Raw genomic sequence first — 12908 nt, 5'->3', positions numbered from 1 at the left:
CGGCAAGCCGAAGGCGACTGTGTTTTAAAAAGCAGTCGCCTTCGGCTTGCCGTTAAACGATTTTTCCGCGAGCCGTCCTGCTCCGAACCAATCCCAAGTGGCGCTGTCCAGCTAGCGTCCGGCGGATGGCGAATCCAGCTGCGCGCGGAGCTGCGCTTTTTCTGCTTCGCTCAGCTCATTCACAGCGCGGTCTTGCAGGCCGGCGGCCAGCGCATAGAGAAAATGCAGGCGTGCTTCCGGGTGACGCTGTTCGACCATCCGGTAGACCAGGACCGGACCGAGTTGCTCGGCATCGGCGCGGCTCCGCACGCCGGCGTCACGCAGCCACTGCGCACCTGTGGCTCCGAGATTTCGCAGGTTGGCAACGGGCTCGCTCAGCCCCCCTTCGCCACTGGTGAAACCGACGTCGGCGAACTGGGACTCGAGCTCCGCCAGATGGCGATCGGTGGCGGTGTGGATGACAAGCGCCTGGTTCCGCCCGGCGCTTTGGATTTTGCGAACCCCGTGGCCAAAACCCTTGAGCCGCCGGCGAGCTTCGGACGCCGCCACGTTGACGAGCAGCTTGTCCCCTTTGGGATCCGCCATTTCCAACCCCTTGCCGATCGCGAAGGACCGCAGGCGGTTGCTTCGTTCAACCGCGCTTCGCCAGCACTCGCTGGCGGATATCCTCGAAGACATCATCGGGGCTGCGCATCCCGTCGATCGTCTCCAGCTTCCCCTGATCGGCGTAGTACGTCAGCAGCGGCGCCGTCTGCGTATAGAAGACGCGAAGTCTCGCGTCGATCGTATCGGGGGTATCGTCGCTGCGGTTCTCGATCTTCGCCCGATGCAGCATCCGCTTGACGAGTTCCTCCTGGGGAACGGCCAAGTCGAGCACCATATCGACTCGGTCTTCCTTCTCCGCGAGGTGCTCGTCGAGCAATTGGGCCTGGATGATCGTCCGCGGGAAACCGTCGAACAGGCAGCCCCCTTTGCAGTCGGGCTGTCGGATCCGGTTGGTCACGATCCGCATCACGAGATAATCGGGGGCGAGCCGCCCGGTATCAAGATGCTCGGCAACCAGGCGGCCGAGGGCCGAATCCTGGCGGCGAGTCTGGCGGAGCATATCGCCAGTCGAGAGGTGGGGGATCCCCAGGAACTCCGTCAGCCGTTTGCACTGCGTACCCTTGCCGGCCCCGGGCGGTCCGATAAACACGATCCGCATCGAAGGCTTGGCCCCAGAAACGACGGCGTTAGGCTGATTATCCGCTGCGAGTCGGCTCACGTTACCCGCCGCTGTAGCAAGAAAGCAAACTAGTTCTCTAGCATGCCACGATAGTTCCGCATCACCAAGTGACTGTCGATCTTCTGAATCAGGTCGAAGGCCACACTCACGGCGATCAGCAATCCGGTGCCGCCATAGAAGCCGGCAATCGAATAGGAGACGCCGAGCGAACTGTAAACGATCGTGGGAACGATCGCAACAATCGCCAAGAAAGCTGCGCCGACGTAGGTGATTCGCACCATCACTTTCTCGAGATAATCCGAAGTCCGCCGACCCGGCCGGTGCCCCGGAATGAAGGTTCCCGACTCCCGCAACTGGTCCGACATCTCCTTAGGATTGAAGGTGATCGCCGTCCAGAAATAGCAGAAGAAGAAGATCAGGGCGACGTACAGCAAGTTGTAGATGAAGCTGGTTCCGCTGCTCATCAACGTGCTCAGACCGGTCAACGTTCGGAACGTCGTGCTGTCGGTCTCGGCCCAGCCGGCGAGGAATCCGAACAAGACACCGGGGATCATCAGCAGACTGCTGGCGAAAATAATCGGCATCACGCCCGCCTGGTTGATCCGCAGCGGCAGAAACTGGCGCGTCCCGCCGTAGACGCGACGGCCACGGGTGAACTTGGCGCTCTGCGTCGGGATTCGCCGCTGCCCGAGGGTGATAAACACGACCCCAAAGACAACGGATATGAACAGGACGATCAGGATGATCAGGGTCTCGACGCCGACCGTTCCCTTGGCCAAACCGACCAGCTTCGGCTCCATGTTGCGGACCAACTCGAACAGAGCCTGGGGCATCTGAGCGAGAATCCCGGCCATGATCAGCAGACTGATCCCGTTGCCGATCCCGTACTCGTCGATCTGCTCACCGACCCACATCAGGAACACGGTCCCGCAGGTCATCACGAGCACCGCGACGATCTGCCAGCCAAAGGCGAGCGTATCGGTCCCGGCGGCAAAGAAGTCAGGGTTTACCTTACTGGCCCCGGCTGCCCCGGCCATGATGAAAAACCGCAGATACATCCAGCTTTGGACCAAGCAGATGGCCACGGTCAGGTAGCGGGTGTATTCATTGATCTTCTTGCGGCCCGCCTCACCTTCCTTCCGCAGCTCTTCGATCGGTTTCCAGACGCTGCCGAGCAACTGGAAAATGATCGAGGCGGAAATGTACGGCATGATCCCGAGACCGAAGATCGTGGCCTGCCGCAGGTCGGAGGCGGCGAACAGGCTGACCTTTTCAAAGAACTCCGAGGCTCCTCCCTCGCCAGCCGATGTTTCGGGGATCGCGTTCATCATCGGCAGCGGAATATGAAATCCGATCCGATAGAGGGCTAGTAGCGCGAGCGTGATCAGAATCTTCAGCCGCAGTTCAGGGATCGAAAAAATGATGCGAAGTTTTTCGAACATAAACAACTCACGTCCACGTTGGGGACCGAGAGAGAATGCGGCGGCGAGATTCGCCGAAGCGGCTGGCAAGTAAAAACGGCGATCGGTTTGGGATCGCCGCTGAAATGTACTGGGATTCGTCGAGCGGAGCGAGAGAGATTCCTCGCTTCCGGCGGAGCGGCGAGCCTAGCCCTGAGCTTCCGCCTTGAGAGCGGCGACGCGTTCATCGGGCGTGCGGCGAGCAACCAGCTTGTTGACCGTCCCTCCGGCGGAGGTGATCTTCTCCTCAGCGCTCTTGCTGAACCGATGGGCGCTGACGGTGAGCTTCTTGGTCAGCTCGCCGTCGCCGAGGATCTTCAGCTCGTCGAACATCCCGGTGGCGAGGCCCCGCTGGGCGAGCAGCTCGAGGGTAACCTCGGTGCCGTCCTCAAACGCCTTGTCGAGGTCGCCGACGTTGACCGCGAAGATCGTCCGAGCGAACTGGTTGTTGAAACCTCGCTTCGGGATCCGACGGAACATCGGCATCGCCCCGCCCTGGAAGTTGGGCTTGCGGCTGTAACCGCTGCGGCTCTTGTGACCCTTGTGGCCGCGGCCGGCGGTCTTGCCGTAACCCGAGCCTTGGCCTCGGCCGATGCGGCGGCGCTTCTTATTCTTATTTATCCCGCGATGGACATCGTCGAGTTGCATGGCTACGGATTCTATAAATGAATGGGTTTCAATTGCGAAGGAGAGCAATCGGCGACGCCGACGACTTAGATATCCAGGTCGACGCCACGCAGCGCGGCGATGGTTTCCCGCGTCCGCAGTTTGCTGAGCGCGTCGATCGTCGCCTTGACCAGAGTGACCGGATTATTGGTTCCGTAACTCTTGGTCAGAATGTCGTGGATCCCGCAGGCTTCGCAGACGGCACGCACCGCTTGGCCGGCGATGATACCGGTACCGGCACCGGCCGGCAGGAGGAGCACGCGAGCCGCACCGAACTGGCCCCACACCTGGTGCGGGATGCTGCCTTCGACCAGCGGCACTTCGATCATGCTGCGGGAGGCTTGCTTCTGGCCCTTGCTGACGCTGGGGGGGACTTCGTTGGCTTTGCCATAGCCCCAGCCGACGCGTCCTTTGCCGTCGCCGACGACGACCATCGCGGCGAAACTGAATCGGCGACCGCCTTTTACGACCGCAGCACAGCGCTTGATCTTGACGACGCGGTCGAGCAAGTCGCCCTGTTGTAAGGTGGTCGACACGATAACTTTCCTACGAGCGTTGGATTGATTGAAAGGGAAGCGACTAGAACTGCAGCCCGCCTTCGCGAGCCGCGTCGGCGAACGCCTTGACGCGGCCGTGATAGCGATTGTGGCCACGGTCGAGGCGGACGGCGGTGACGCCGGCGGCCTGAGCGAGTTCCGCCAGCTTCTTGCCGACGGCGGCGGCTGCGTCGCAGTTACCGCCGTTTTGGATCGACCCCTTGAGGTCGGCTTGGCGGGTGCTGGCCGCGCAGATCGTCCGTCCGGCGGTGTCGTCGATCAGCTGGCAAGCGAAATGCTTGAGCGTTCGCTCGACCGAGAGCCGCGGCCGATCCGGGGTTCCACGCAGCGGCTTGCGAACATGGTGACGCCGGCGCGTCCGCTGCTCGTTGAGTTTCTTGTTCTTGTCCATAGCGGCACCAATCTAACGGCGCTGATCGATTTTGGAAGGATGGCTTGGAAAGGTCGGGGCGGTGGCTCCCCGCCCTGCGGTCGGAAGGTAGCGTCGGTGCTCGAGAGCCCCGCGGAATTACTTGGAGGCTGCCTTACCAGGCTTGAGCTTGACCTGCTCGCCCTGGTAGCGGATCCCCTTGCCCTTGTAGGGTTCGGGCTTGCGGAGCGAGCGGACCTGGGCGGCGAACTGGCCGACCCGCTGCTTGTCGCAGCCCTTGACGGTGATGTGGGTCTGGTCGGGGCAGGTCACGTCGAGGTCCGACGGGATTTTGACTTGCAGTTCGTTGGCGAACCCGACGCGGAGCTGGAGCGTGCCGCTTTGGATCGAGGCGAGGTAACCGACGCCGACCACTTCGAGCTTCCGTTCGTAGCCCTCGGTCACGCCGACGATCATGTTGGCGACGATCGCTCGGGTCAGCCCGTGGAAGGCCCGCGATTCGCGCTCGTCGTCGCGGCGGGAGACGGTGACTTCGTTAGCCGCATCGTCCACAGCCACGGAGACTTCCGGACGGTGCTCAAACGCGAGCTTGCCCTTCGGACCTTCGACATTGATGGTCCGATTCGAGACGGAAACCTTGGCTCCGCCGACAATCTTGACAGGTTTTTGACCGATGCGGCTCATGACTGGCTGCTACAGAATAAATATTTGATCGTAAACGGACCGCCGCCGCGCTGGCGTGGTTGGTGGTACGCGAAGCGGCTGTGCGTGGGAGAGAGTCGACCGGCGACTTACGCCACCTCGCACAGCACTTCACCACCGAGGTTTTTCGTGCGGGCTTCGCGATCGCTGATCACGCCCTGGCTGCTGCTGATAATGCTGATTCCGAGTCCGCCGAGGACTGGGCGGAGTTCGCGGCTGCGAGCGTACAGCCTGCGTCCGGGCTTACTGCGACGGCGGATCGACTGGATGATCTGCTCGCCATTGGGGCCGTACTTCAGTTCCAGGCGGAGCACTGCCACCGGCGCGCCCTCTTCCTGCACTTCCTCGTAGTCCCAGATAAAGCCTTCGCGTTTGAGAACCTCGGCGATACCGCGTTTGACACGGCTGGCGGGGATATCCACAAAGGGGCGTTCGACGCGAACGGCGTTGCGAATCCGCGTCAGCATGTCGGCAATTGGATCGGTCATCATGGCGGTGGGCTCCCCTTTCTCTACCAGCTGGCCTTACGGACACCGGGGATCAAGCCGGCGTTGGCCAGCTCGCGGAAATGGATCCGGCAAAGACCAAACTTGCGGTACACGGCCCGCGGGCGCCCACAAATCTGGCAGCGGCTTTCACGCCGCGACGAAAACTTGGGTGTACGTTTTGCTTTCGCGATCTTGGACTTGCTGGCCACGCGTCGGTACCTGTCGGTTCTGGTTTAGGCCGGAATTGATGTGTGGATAAAAACTGTCTGCTGGTGCCTACGCGGCATCCGTTTTCTTCTGAACGTGGCGGAACGGCATGCCCATCAACTCGAGCAGGTCGCGTCCTTCGTCGTTGGTCAGCGCGGTGGTCACGAAGGCGATGTTCATGCCCTGCGGCTTGGTGTATTTGTCCGGGTTCAGCTCCGGAAACACCAGCTGCTCGGCCAAGCCGAGGCTGTAGTTGCCGCGGCCGTCGAACGCCTTGCGGCTGATTCCGCGGAAGTCACGGACACGCGGCAGCACGATCGAGATCAGGCGATCCATGAACTCGTACATCCGCTGGCGGCGAAGCGTCACCATGCAGCCGATCGGCATCCCCTCGCGAAGCCGAAAACCGGCGATCGATTTGCGAGCGACCGTGAGCACCGGGCGTTGGCCGGTGATGTCGGCGATCGCCGAGGCGGCGGTGTCCAGCACCTTTTTGTCGCCGACCGCTTCGCCGACACCCATGTTGAGGGTGATCTTCTGCAGGCGGGGGACTTGGTGCGGGTTTTTGTAGCCATATCTCTCGACCAAGGCGGGACGCACCTCTTCGAGATACTTGGTCTGGAGCCGGGGGATTTCTGGCAGTGCCATCGGGGCAGGGTCCGTGTCGCGTTGTCTGGTTTCGATTCAAATGGGAGAGGCAGAGTCGAGCGGCGGGGCGGCCCGCTCTACTTGGCCGCGTAGGCGGCACGCGGCGGGCTGATCTGCCCGAGCGACGCTCCGCTCTTCTTGGCGTAACGTTCCTTGCTGCCGTCTTCCAAGTACCGGACCCCGACCCGCGTCGGCTGGTTGGTCTTGGGACAGATCACCATCACGTTCGAAGCGTCGATCGGCATCTCGACGTTCAACCGCCCGCCCTGCGGGTTTTTTTGGCTGCGGCGAACATGCTTCCACACTCGCCCAGCTCCTTCGACGACGACCTTGTTCTTTTCGCGGTCGACCTTCAGAACTTTTCCACGAGTGCCTTTGCTGGCACCGGCGATCACGACGACCTGGTCGTCAATGCGGATCAACATCGAACGGAATCCAAACGGGAATGACTGTGTTGCGGGTTTGTCGCCCCATCTCGGGGCGACCAGTGGGGGGCGGCGAAAGCGGGCCGGGGGCCACGCTGGTTTTCGCTGCGGGTTGTCTCTTCGGAACCGCCGCTCAGACGACTTCGTTCGCCAGGCTGACGATCTTCATGAACGCCCGATCGCGGAGCTCGCGACCGACCGCCCCGAAGATCCGGGTGCCGCGGGGGTTCTTGTCCTTGTCGATCAGCACGACGGCGTTGCTGTCGAAGCGGATGTAGCTGCCATCGGGGCGGCGGGTCGGCTGCTTGACGCGGACGACCACCGCTCGCACGACCGCCTTCTTTTTCACTTCGCTCCCGGGAATCGTGCTTTTGACGCTGCACACGATCACATCGCCGAGGCCGGCGAAGCGGCGCCGCGAGCCGCCCAGGACTTTAATGCACATCACCTCGCGGGCGCCGGTGTTGTCGGCTACGTCGAGCCGGGTTTCTTGTTGGATCATGGCGTTATCTCTATTCGCTTACCGGCTTGTTCTCTGCCGATGCGCCACCGGCGACGTTCCCACCTTCGCTGTCACCCGCCCGCGCCGCTTCGATCGCTTCGGCTTCCGCTTGGCTGGCTCCCTTGCGGGCTGCCCGCAGCGCCGTGAGGTCGACCGCCGTGCTCTTCTGGATGACCCGCACCAACCGCCACCGCTTCAGCTTGCTGAGCGGTTGCGACTCGATGATTTCGACCAGGTCCCCGGCGTTCGACTCATTGTCTTCGTCGTGGGCGTAGCAGACGGTTCGGCTGCGAATGAACTTTTTGTACTTCGGGTGCTGCACCACGCGATTGATCTCGACCCGGCGGGTCTTGAGCATCTTATCGCTGGTCACGGTTCCGGTGAGGACGCGCTTCGGCATAACGGTGAATCGGTGTCTAAGTGGACGGCGTGGACGGGGTCACGAAGCGCTGCCGGAGGCGGCTTGCGCGGCCTTGGCGCGTTCGGTCTGGATCGTCTTGATGCGAGCGATCAACCGCCGATTAGCGCGGATCTCGCTGGGAGTATCGAGGCGTTCGGATTGCGATTGGAAGCGAAGCCGGAACTGCTTCTCCGACGCGTCTTTGACGGTCAGTTCGAGCTGCTCGTCGCTCATCTCGCGAAGTTCTTTGACTTTCATATTTCGCTGCGTGCACAAACCTGCGTAAACATAATCGCCGGGCGACGCCTGTTAAGCCGTCCGCCGACGAACAAACCGTACCTTGACCGGCATTTTGCTGGCAAGTCGCGCAAAACAGACCTTGGCCTGTTGTTCAGTCACGCCGCTGAGTTCGTAAAGGATCGTGCCCGGCTTGACGGTCGCGGCCCAGAAGTCCGGCTCACCCTTACCTTTACCCATTCGAGTTTCCAGCGGGGTGCTGGTCACCGACTTGTGGGGGAAGATCCGAATGTAGAGCTTGCCTTCGCCGCGAACGTACTGCTGAGCAGCAATACGACCCGCTTCGATCGTGGTGGCCTTGATCCAGCCGGCTTCCAAAGACTGGATGCCGAATTCGCCAAACACGACCGTATTACCGCGAGTCGCACTACCTTTTATACGACCTCTTTGGCTTTTTCGATGCTTGACCCGTCGAGGCATCAGCGCCATCGGTGTCGTCTCCGTAAGTGCCCTGGTTAATCCAAACTTGAATACCGATATGCCCTTGAGCGGTCATCGCTTCGGTGAACCCGTAGTCGATTTTCGCTTGCAGGGTGCTCAGCGGAATCGAGCCGCTGCTTTGTTTCTCACGCCGTGCCATCTCCGATCCGCCGAGGCGGCCGGCCATCTGGATCTTGATGCCCTTGGCACCCGCATCCATGGTCTGTTCCATCGACCGCTTCATGGTTCGCCGGAAGCTGGCCCGCTTGCTGAGCTGCTGGGCGATGTCCTCGGCGACCAGTTGAGCCATGATCTCGGGCCGACCGATCTCTTCGATCTTCAGGTTGACGCGGCGGCCGATCAGGTTCTGCAGCTCTTCCTGCAGCAGTTCGACCTCTTGGCCCTTCTTGCCGATGATCAGACCGGGGCGAGCGACGTACAGGATCACGCGAACCTCATCGCGAGTTCGCTCGATCTCAATGCGGTCGATACCAGCGTTCTTGTATTGGGTTTTCTTCGGGTGGTTCTTGATGAAGTTGCGGACCTTAAAGTCCTCCATCAACAATTCCGCGAAGTCCTGTTTCGACGCGTACCAACGGCTCGCCCAGCCGCGGGTGACACCGGTGCGGAACGCGATCGGATTGACTTTTTGACCCATTGCTTATCTCAGTTTGAGCCGCACCGCTTCAGGGGCGCGGTGCACGTTTGCCGTATGAGGATTGGAGCGTACGAGTGACGAGGAACCGGAGGGGGCGTGGACTAGAGCTCGTCGATCGGGCTGATCCCGACCGAGATGTGGCTGGTCCGCTTCTTGATCATGAACGCCATCCCCCGAGCCCGGGGGCGGATGCGTTTGAACATCGGTCCCCCGTCGACGCGGACGTCGGTCAGGACCAGGTCTTCGACGTTGTAGCTACGACCACCGTTTTGTTCGGGGTCTTGAGCGTTGCCGACCGCGCTGAGGATCACCTTCTCGAGCATCCGGGCGCCGCGCTGCGGCTGGAACTTGAGGATGTTGAGCGCTTCGTCAGCGTACTTTCCGCGGACCAGATCCGCGACCGGCCGCACCTTGCGGGCGCTGATCCGGGCATTCTTGTGGGTGGCTCGCATCGCCATAACGTTGTGTCCGTGTGTCTCGACGCTGAAAACGTTGTCTCTCGGGGAGCAACCGCGCGACCAAAGCCGGTCGCGAAGCTGCAATTATCGTTTGCCTTTGCCGCCGTGACCGCGGAAGGTGCGGGTCGGCGCGAACTCGCCCAGCTTGTGACCGACCATGTCCTCGGTGACCAGCACCTTCTGGTGCTTGCGGCCGTCGTGGACCATGAACGTCACGCCGACGAACTCCGGAACGATCGTGCAGCGACGCGCCCAGGTTTTGATCGGCTCGTGCGTTCCCGCTTCGGCCTGCTTCTGAACTTTGAAGAACACTTTCGGATCGACGAAAGGCCCTTTCTTGCTGCTTCGACTCATAACGGTATTCGCTGGCTGCTGATTTAGGTAACGCTGTAAGGGTGTCTCGGGGTGCGGTACTCAGTACTCAGTACTCAGTGGACCTAGCGGTGGAGCTTCAGTTGGCCGTAGCGGCGGCTCTTGCGACGACGCACGATCGAGCTGTTGCTCGGCTTGCGACGCTGGCGAGTGCTGCCACCCTTGGCGCTCTTGCCCTGCGGGCTGACCGGGTGGCGACCGCCCTTGGTCCGGCCTTCACCACCGCCGTGCGGGTGGTCGATCGGGTTCATCGCGGTGCCGCGAACGTGCGGGCGACGTCCGAGCCACCGACTGCGGCCGGCTTTGCCGAGCCGAACCTTGCTGTGGCTGCTGTTACCGACCATGCCGATCGTGGCCCGGCAAAGGCTCGGGACGCGGCGGATTTCACCGCTCGGCAAGGATAGCTGAGCCCAGTCGCCTTCGCGAGCCATCAGCGTGGCGCTGGTGCCAGCCGAACGGCAGATCGAAGCCCCGCGGCCCGGACGCAGCTCGATGCAGCAGACGGTCGTGCCGATCGGGATGTTCTGCAGCGGCATGCAGTTGCCGACTTTGGGAGCCGCATCGGGACCGTTGACCAGCTTGTCGCCGGCCTTGAGTCCGTCGGGAGCGATCACGTAGCTCTTCTCGCCGTCGGCGTACTTGAGCAGCGCGATTCGCGAGGAGCGGTTCGGGTCGTACTGGATGCTGTCGACCGTGGCCGGGATGCCGTCCTTGGTGCGACGGAAGTCGATGATGCGGTACTGTTGCTTGTGTCCGCCGCCGCGGTGCCGGGCGGTGATTTTGCCCTGGTTGTTGCGACCGCCCTTTTTCTTCTTCGGACGCAGCAGGCTCTTCTCGGGCGTGGCGCCCGGCGTCAGCTCAACGAAGTCGCTGACCGACGCGTTGCGTCGACCGGCGCTGGTCGGCTTGTAGATGCGAATGCCCATGGATCTCGTCTGATCTGGAAGTGTTGACTGTTGGCCTAGAAGAAATCGATGCGGTGTTCGGCATCGAGTTGGACGATCGCCTTCTTCCAATCGGCGGTGCGGCCGACGCGGAATTTGAAGCGGCGATTCTTGCCCTTGCGGTTCTGGGTCCGCACCTTGACGACTTTCACGTCAAACAGCTTCTCAACCGCCTTGCGGACGTCTTCCTTCGTCGCCTGACGATGGATCTCGAACGCATACTGGTTGTTGCGAGCGGCGCGGTGAACTCCCTTCTCGGTGACCAGCGGGCGGAGCAGCACGTGATGCGGCTCCAGCTGCAGACCCGAAGTGGAGTCACCGGCGGACGGCGGCGTGGGTTTGGATGCTTTAGCGGCCATGACCGGTAGCGTTTTCGGCGTGGGTGCGATGGGTATGGTTCAGGCGGTGTGGGCGTCGAGCAGCGGAGTTCGGCAAGCGGTTCCGGGGCTCGGCGCGGCAGTTCTTTTTTTGGGGGGGCTCAGGCGGCCGCTTCGGCGGTTTCCGGCTCGTTCTTGCCGGCCGCACCGGGCGACTGGTTGAACGTCCCGTCCTTGATCCGGTCGAGCGCTTCGCGGGTCACCAGCATCCGCTTGGGGCGGAGGATGTCGAGAGCGTTCAGATCGTGGGCGGCACGCACGTCGACGCCCGGGATGTTGCGGCCGCTCTTGTAGACCGCGGTGTCGTAGCTGGCAGTGGTGATCAAGGTGGTGGTGTTCTCGAGTCCCACGGCCTTGAGGATGCCGGCCATCGTCTTGGTCTTCGGAGCGTCGAGCCCGAAGTTGTCGATGACCACCATTTCGCCATCGATGATCTTGCTGGCGATTGCCATCCGCGTGGCCAGGCGAATCGCCTTCTTAGGCAAGCGGTAGCTGTAGTCGCGGGTCGTGATCGTGCGGGCCACGCCACCGCCACGGCGGATGTTCGTGCGGCGGCTACCGGCGCGGGCGTTCCCCGTGCCCTTCTGGCGGTACATCTTCTTGGTCGAGCCGCTCACCTGACCGCGAGTGCGGGCTTGGTGGGTCCCCTGACGACGGTTCGCTTGGTACATCACCACGACATCGTGCAGGAGCTGCTTGTTGATCCGCGAAGCGAGCGCCTCGGGGTCGATCTCGTATTGACCGACCTCGTTACCGGAGACGTCGTAGATGGGCAGACTAACCATGGGAATTGTTCAGGCGTTGGGATTTGTGCTCGAGTGGGGCGGCGGGCCAGTCGCGACGACTCCGCTCAGCCGACCTTGTTGGTTTGACTGACGATCACATAGCCGCCGTTGGGGCCGGGGACGGCGCCGCGAACCAGCATCAGGTGGTTTTCGGTGTCGACCTTGACCAGCTGCAGGTTCCGCATCGTGATCCGGGCGTTGCCGTACTGTCCGGCCATCCGGCGGCCCTTGAAGACGCGGCTCGGATAGGCACTGGCACCGGTGCCGCCAGCATGGCGGTGGACTTTCTTAACGCCGTGCGTGGCTCGCTGGCCGGCGAAGTTGTGCCGCTTCATGACGCCCGAGTAGCCACGGCCCTTGCTGGTACCGACGACGTCGACCGCCTTGACTTCGGCGAAGCTGTCGACACCGACGGTGGCGCCCACTTCGAGGTCCGAGCTGCCGCGGAATTCGCGGATGAAACGCTGGGGCTCGCAGTCCGCTTTGGGGAGGGGCTCGACGCCCGCGGCGGCCCGCTTCTTCTGGCCCTTGCTGTCGAGCTTGGCGACGTGTCCCCGCTCGCTGCGGGCGGCCAAGCGACGCGGCTTGTCACCGAATCCGAGCTGGACCGCCTCGTAGCCATCACGCTCGACGGTCCGCACCTGCAACACATGGCATGGTCCAGCCTGAATGACCGTCACCGGCACAGCGGTTCCGTCTTCCAAATAAACCTGCGTCATCCCGACTTTCTTGCCGAGGATACCCGGTGCCATAGCGGTCATGCCTTATGCTGCCTGGTGCGTCTTCGCCGAATCCTGCCAGCGACTCCAAAGAGCGGAGCCGCGGTGGTTATCCGGGCGAAATCCAGTGAATTGATAAAACCCAAAGGGATTGGTTGCGAATGAACTCGCTCTCGGCCAGGTGAGTCCGCGGCAAGCAAATCGCCGCGGCAATCGCCAAGAGAGAAG

General features: G+C 62.2%; 22 protein-coding genes. All 22 read right to left on the bottom strand.

Annotation, left to right across the window (positions count from 1 at the left end; all coding sequences use genetic code 11):
- Positions 1-111 precede the first annotated feature (111 nt).
- The 22 genes from GNK13_RS04170 to rplC all read right to left on the bottom strand — a co-directional run bounded on the left by GNK13_RS04170 (position 112) and on the right by rplC (position 12680).
- Entirely contained in the window at positions 112-585 is a 474-nt protein-coding gene (locus tag GNK13_RS04170; RefSeq protein ID WP_164101183.1) for a TfoX/Sxy family DNA transformation protein, read from the bottom strand.
- A 46-nt stretch (positions 586-631) separates the two neighbouring features.
- On the bottom strand, positions 632-1204 hold the full coding sequence (locus tag GNK13_RS04165; RefSeq protein ID WP_164101182.1) for an adenylate kinase: 573 nt from the start codon (positions 1202-1204) through the stop codon (positions 632-634).
- Between the two features lie 89 nt (positions 1205-1293).
- Positions 1294-2667 carry a preprotein translocase subunit SecY gene (gene secY, locus GNK13_RS04160; RefSeq protein WP_164101181.1) on the bottom strand — a complete coding sequence of 458 codons (1374 nt, stop codon included), beginning with the start codon at positions 2665-2667 and terminating at the stop codon, positions 1294-1296.
- Between the two features lie 165 nt (positions 2668-2832).
- Positions 2833-3333, bottom strand: coding sequence for a 50S ribosomal protein L15 (gene rplO, locus GNK13_RS04155; protein ID WP_164101180.1), 501 nt, complete (start codon positions 3331-3333; stop codon positions 2833-2835).
- 65 nt (positions 3334-3398) lie between these two features.
- Positions 3399-3890, bottom strand: coding sequence for a 30S ribosomal protein S5 (gene rpsE, locus GNK13_RS04150; protein ID WP_164101188.1), 492 nt, complete (start codon positions 3888-3890; stop codon positions 3399-3401).
- A gap of 40 nt (positions 3891-3930) precedes the next feature.
- Positions 3931-4299, bottom strand: a complete 369-nt coding sequence (rplR, locus tag GNK13_RS04145) for a 50S ribosomal protein L18 (RefSeq protein WP_164101179.1) — start codon at positions 4297-4299, stop codon at positions 3931-3933.
- Between the two features lie 117 nt (positions 4300-4416).
- Entirely contained in the window at positions 4417-4962 is a 546-nt protein-coding gene (gene rplF / locus GNK13_RS04140; protein WP_164101178.1) for a 50S ribosomal protein L6, read from the bottom strand.
- Positions 4963-5069: 107 nt separating this feature from the next.
- Positions 5070-5471: a 30S ribosomal protein S8 gene (rpsH, locus tag GNK13_RS04135; RefSeq protein ID WP_164101177.1), complete on the bottom strand. Its 402-nt coding sequence runs from the start codon at positions 5469-5471 to the stop codon at positions 5070-5072.
- A gap of 20 nt (positions 5472-5491) precedes the next feature.
- A complete protein-coding gene (locus tag GNK13_RS04130; protein WP_164101176.1) occupies positions 5492-5677 on the bottom strand; it encodes a type Z 30S ribosomal protein S14 in 186 nt (61 codons plus the stop codon).
- A 67-nt stretch (positions 5678-5744) separates the two neighbouring features.
- Complete coding sequence (rplE, locus tag GNK13_RS04125; RefSeq protein ID WP_164101175.1) at positions 5745-6323, bottom strand: 50S ribosomal protein L5; 579 nt, start codon at positions 6321-6323, stop codon at positions 5745-5747.
- A 77-nt stretch (positions 6324-6400) separates the two neighbouring features.
- Positions 6401-6748: a 50S ribosomal protein L24 gene (rplX, locus tag GNK13_RS04120; RefSeq protein ID WP_164101174.1), complete on the bottom strand. Its 348-nt coding sequence runs from the start codon at positions 6746-6748 to the stop codon at positions 6401-6403.
- A gap of 133 nt (positions 6749-6881) precedes the next feature.
- The gene (gene rplN, locus GNK13_RS04115) at positions 6882-7250 is read right to left on the bottom strand and encodes a 50S ribosomal protein L14 (RefSeq protein WP_164101173.1); all 369 of its coding nucleotides are present in this window, start codon (positions 7248-7250) and stop codon (positions 6882-6884) included.
- Positions 7251-7260: 10 nt separating this feature from the next.
- Entirely contained in the window at positions 7261-7650 is a 390-nt protein-coding gene (rpsQ, locus tag GNK13_RS22050) for a 30S ribosomal protein S17 (protein WP_164101172.1), read from the bottom strand.
- A 39-nt stretch (positions 7651-7689) separates the two neighbouring features.
- The gene (gene rpmC, locus GNK13_RS04105) at positions 7690-7908 is read right to left on the bottom strand and encodes a 50S ribosomal protein L29 (protein ID WP_164101171.1); all 219 of its coding nucleotides are present in this window, start codon (positions 7906-7908) and stop codon (positions 7690-7692) included.
- A gap of 51 nt (positions 7909-7959) precedes the next feature.
- Positions 7960-8367, bottom strand: coding sequence for a 50S ribosomal protein L16 (rplP, locus tag GNK13_RS04100; protein ID WP_261345389.1), 408 nt, complete (start codon positions 8365-8367; stop codon positions 7960-7962).
- A complete protein-coding gene (gene rpsC / locus GNK13_RS04095; protein ID WP_164101169.1) occupies positions 8315-9025 on the bottom strand; it encodes a 30S ribosomal protein S3 in 711 nt (236 codons plus the stop codon). Before rpsC ends, rplP begins: the two co-directional genes overlap by 53 nt.
- Before the next feature lie 101 nt (positions 9026-9126).
- Positions 9127-9483, bottom strand: coding sequence for a 50S ribosomal protein L22 (gene rplV, locus GNK13_RS04090; protein ID WP_164101168.1), 357 nt, complete (start codon positions 9481-9483; stop codon positions 9127-9129).
- Between the two features lie 84 nt (positions 9484-9567).
- Positions 9568-9837: a 30S ribosomal protein S19 gene (gene rpsS, locus GNK13_RS04085; protein ID WP_164101167.1), complete on the bottom strand. Its 270-nt coding sequence runs from the start codon at positions 9835-9837 to the stop codon at positions 9568-9570.
- An 83-nt stretch (positions 9838-9920) separates the two neighbouring features.
- Complete coding sequence (gene rplB, locus GNK13_RS04080) at positions 9921-10781, bottom strand: 50S ribosomal protein L2 (RefSeq protein ID WP_164101166.1); 861 nt, start codon at positions 10779-10781, stop codon at positions 9921-9923.
- A gap of 35 nt (positions 10782-10816) precedes the next feature.
- On the bottom strand, positions 10817-11158 hold the full coding sequence (rplW, locus tag GNK13_RS04075; RefSeq protein ID WP_164101165.1) for a 50S ribosomal protein L23: 342 nt from the start codon (positions 11156-11158) through the stop codon (positions 10817-10819).
- A 119-nt stretch (positions 11159-11277) separates the two neighbouring features.
- The gene (rplD, locus tag GNK13_RS04070; protein WP_164101164.1) at positions 11278-11961 is read right to left on the bottom strand and encodes a 50S ribosomal protein L4; all 684 of its coding nucleotides are present in this window, start codon (positions 11959-11961) and stop codon (positions 11278-11280) included.
- Between the two features lie 65 nt (positions 11962-12026).
- Positions 12027-12680: a 50S ribosomal protein L3 gene (gene rplC / locus GNK13_RS04065; RefSeq protein ID WP_261345388.1), complete on the bottom strand. Its 654-nt coding sequence runs from the start codon at positions 12678-12680 to the stop codon at positions 12027-12029.
- Positions 12681-12908 lie beyond the last annotated feature (228 nt).

It is taken from the genome of Candidatus Laterigemmans baculatus, assembly GCF_010367455.1.
Classification (GTDB): domain Bacteria; phylum Planctomycetota; class Planctomycetia; order Pirellulales; family Pirellulaceae; genus Laterigemmans; species Laterigemmans baculatus.
Note: the sequence above shows the minus strand (reverse complement) of the source record. Positions and strands in the feature narration are given on the sequence as shown.

Excerpts from the sequence above, each read along its gene's own strand:
- GNK13_RS04170 (WP_164101183.1), bottom strand. The coding sequence starts at position 585 with ATGGCGGATCCCAAAGGGGACAAGCTGCTCGTCAACGTGGCGGCGTCC.
- GNK13_RS04165 (WP_164101182.1), bottom strand. The coding sequence starts at position 1,204 with ATGCGGATCGTGTTTATCGGACCGCCCGGGGCCGGCAAGGGTACGCAG.
- secY (WP_164101181.1), bottom strand. The coding sequence starts at position 2,667 with ATGTTCGAAAAACTTCGCATCATTTTTTCGATCCCTGAACTGCGGCTG.
- rplO (WP_164101180.1), bottom strand. The coding sequence starts at position 3,333 with ATGCAACTCGACGATGTCCATCGCGGGATAAATAAGAATAAGAAGCGC.
- rplR (WP_164101179.1), bottom strand. The coding sequence starts at position 4,299 with ATGGACAAGAACAAGAAACTCAACGAGCAGCGGACGCGCCGGCGTCAC.
- rplF (WP_164101178.1), bottom strand. The coding sequence starts at position 4,962 with ATGAGCCGCATCGGTCAAAAACCTGTCAAGATTGTCGGCGGAGCCAAG.
- rpsH (WP_164101177.1), bottom strand. The coding sequence starts at position 5,471 with ATGATGACCGATCCAATTGCCGACATGCTGACGCGGATTCGCAACGCC.
- rplE (WP_164101175.1), bottom strand. The coding sequence starts at position 6,323 with ATGGCACTGCCAGAAATCCCCCGGCTCCAGACCAAGTATCTCGAAGAG.
- rplX (WP_164101174.1), bottom strand. The coding sequence starts at position 6,748 with ATGTTGATCCGCATTGACGACCAGGTCGTCGTGATCGCCGGTGCCAGC.
- rplN (WP_164101173.1), bottom strand. The coding sequence starts at position 7,250 with ATGATCCAACAAGAAACCCGGCTCGACGTAGCCGACAACACCGGCGCC.
- rpsQ (WP_164101172.1), bottom strand. The coding sequence starts at position 7,650 with ATGCCGAAGCGCGTCCTCACCGGAACCGTGACCAGCGATAAGATGCTC.
- rpmC (WP_164101171.1), bottom strand. The coding sequence starts at position 7,908 with ATGAAAGTCAAAGAACTTCGCGAGATGAGCGACGAGCAGCTCGAACTG.
- rplP (WP_261345389.1), bottom strand. The coding sequence starts at position 8,367 with ATGCCTCGACGGGTCAAGCATCGAAAAAGCCAAAGAGGTCGTATAAAA.
- rpsC (WP_164101169.1), bottom strand. The coding sequence starts at position 9,025 with ATGGGTCAAAAAGTCAATCCGATCGCGTTCCGCACCGGTGTCACCCGC.
- rplV (WP_164101168.1), bottom strand. The coding sequence starts at position 9,483 with ATGGCGATGCGAGCCACCCACAAGAATGCCCGGATCAGCGCCCGCAAG.
- rpsS (WP_164101167.1), bottom strand. The coding sequence starts at position 9,837 with ATGAGTCGAAGCAGCAAGAAAGGGCCTTTCGTCGATCCGAAAGTGTTC.
- rplB (WP_164101166.1), bottom strand. The coding sequence starts at position 10,781 with ATGGGCATTCGCATCTACAAGCCGACCAGCGCCGGTCGACGCAACGCG.
- rplW (WP_164101165.1), bottom strand. The coding sequence starts at position 11,158 with ATGGCCGCTAAAGCATCCAAACCCACGCCGCCGTCCGCCGGTGACTCC.
- rplD (WP_164101164.1), bottom strand. The coding sequence starts at position 11,961 with ATGGTTAGTCTGCCCATCTACGACGTCTCCGGTAACGAGGTCGGTCAA.
- rplC (WP_261345388.1), bottom strand. The coding sequence starts at position 12,680 with ATGACGCAGGTTTATTTGGAAGACGGAACCGCTGTGCCGGTGACGGTC.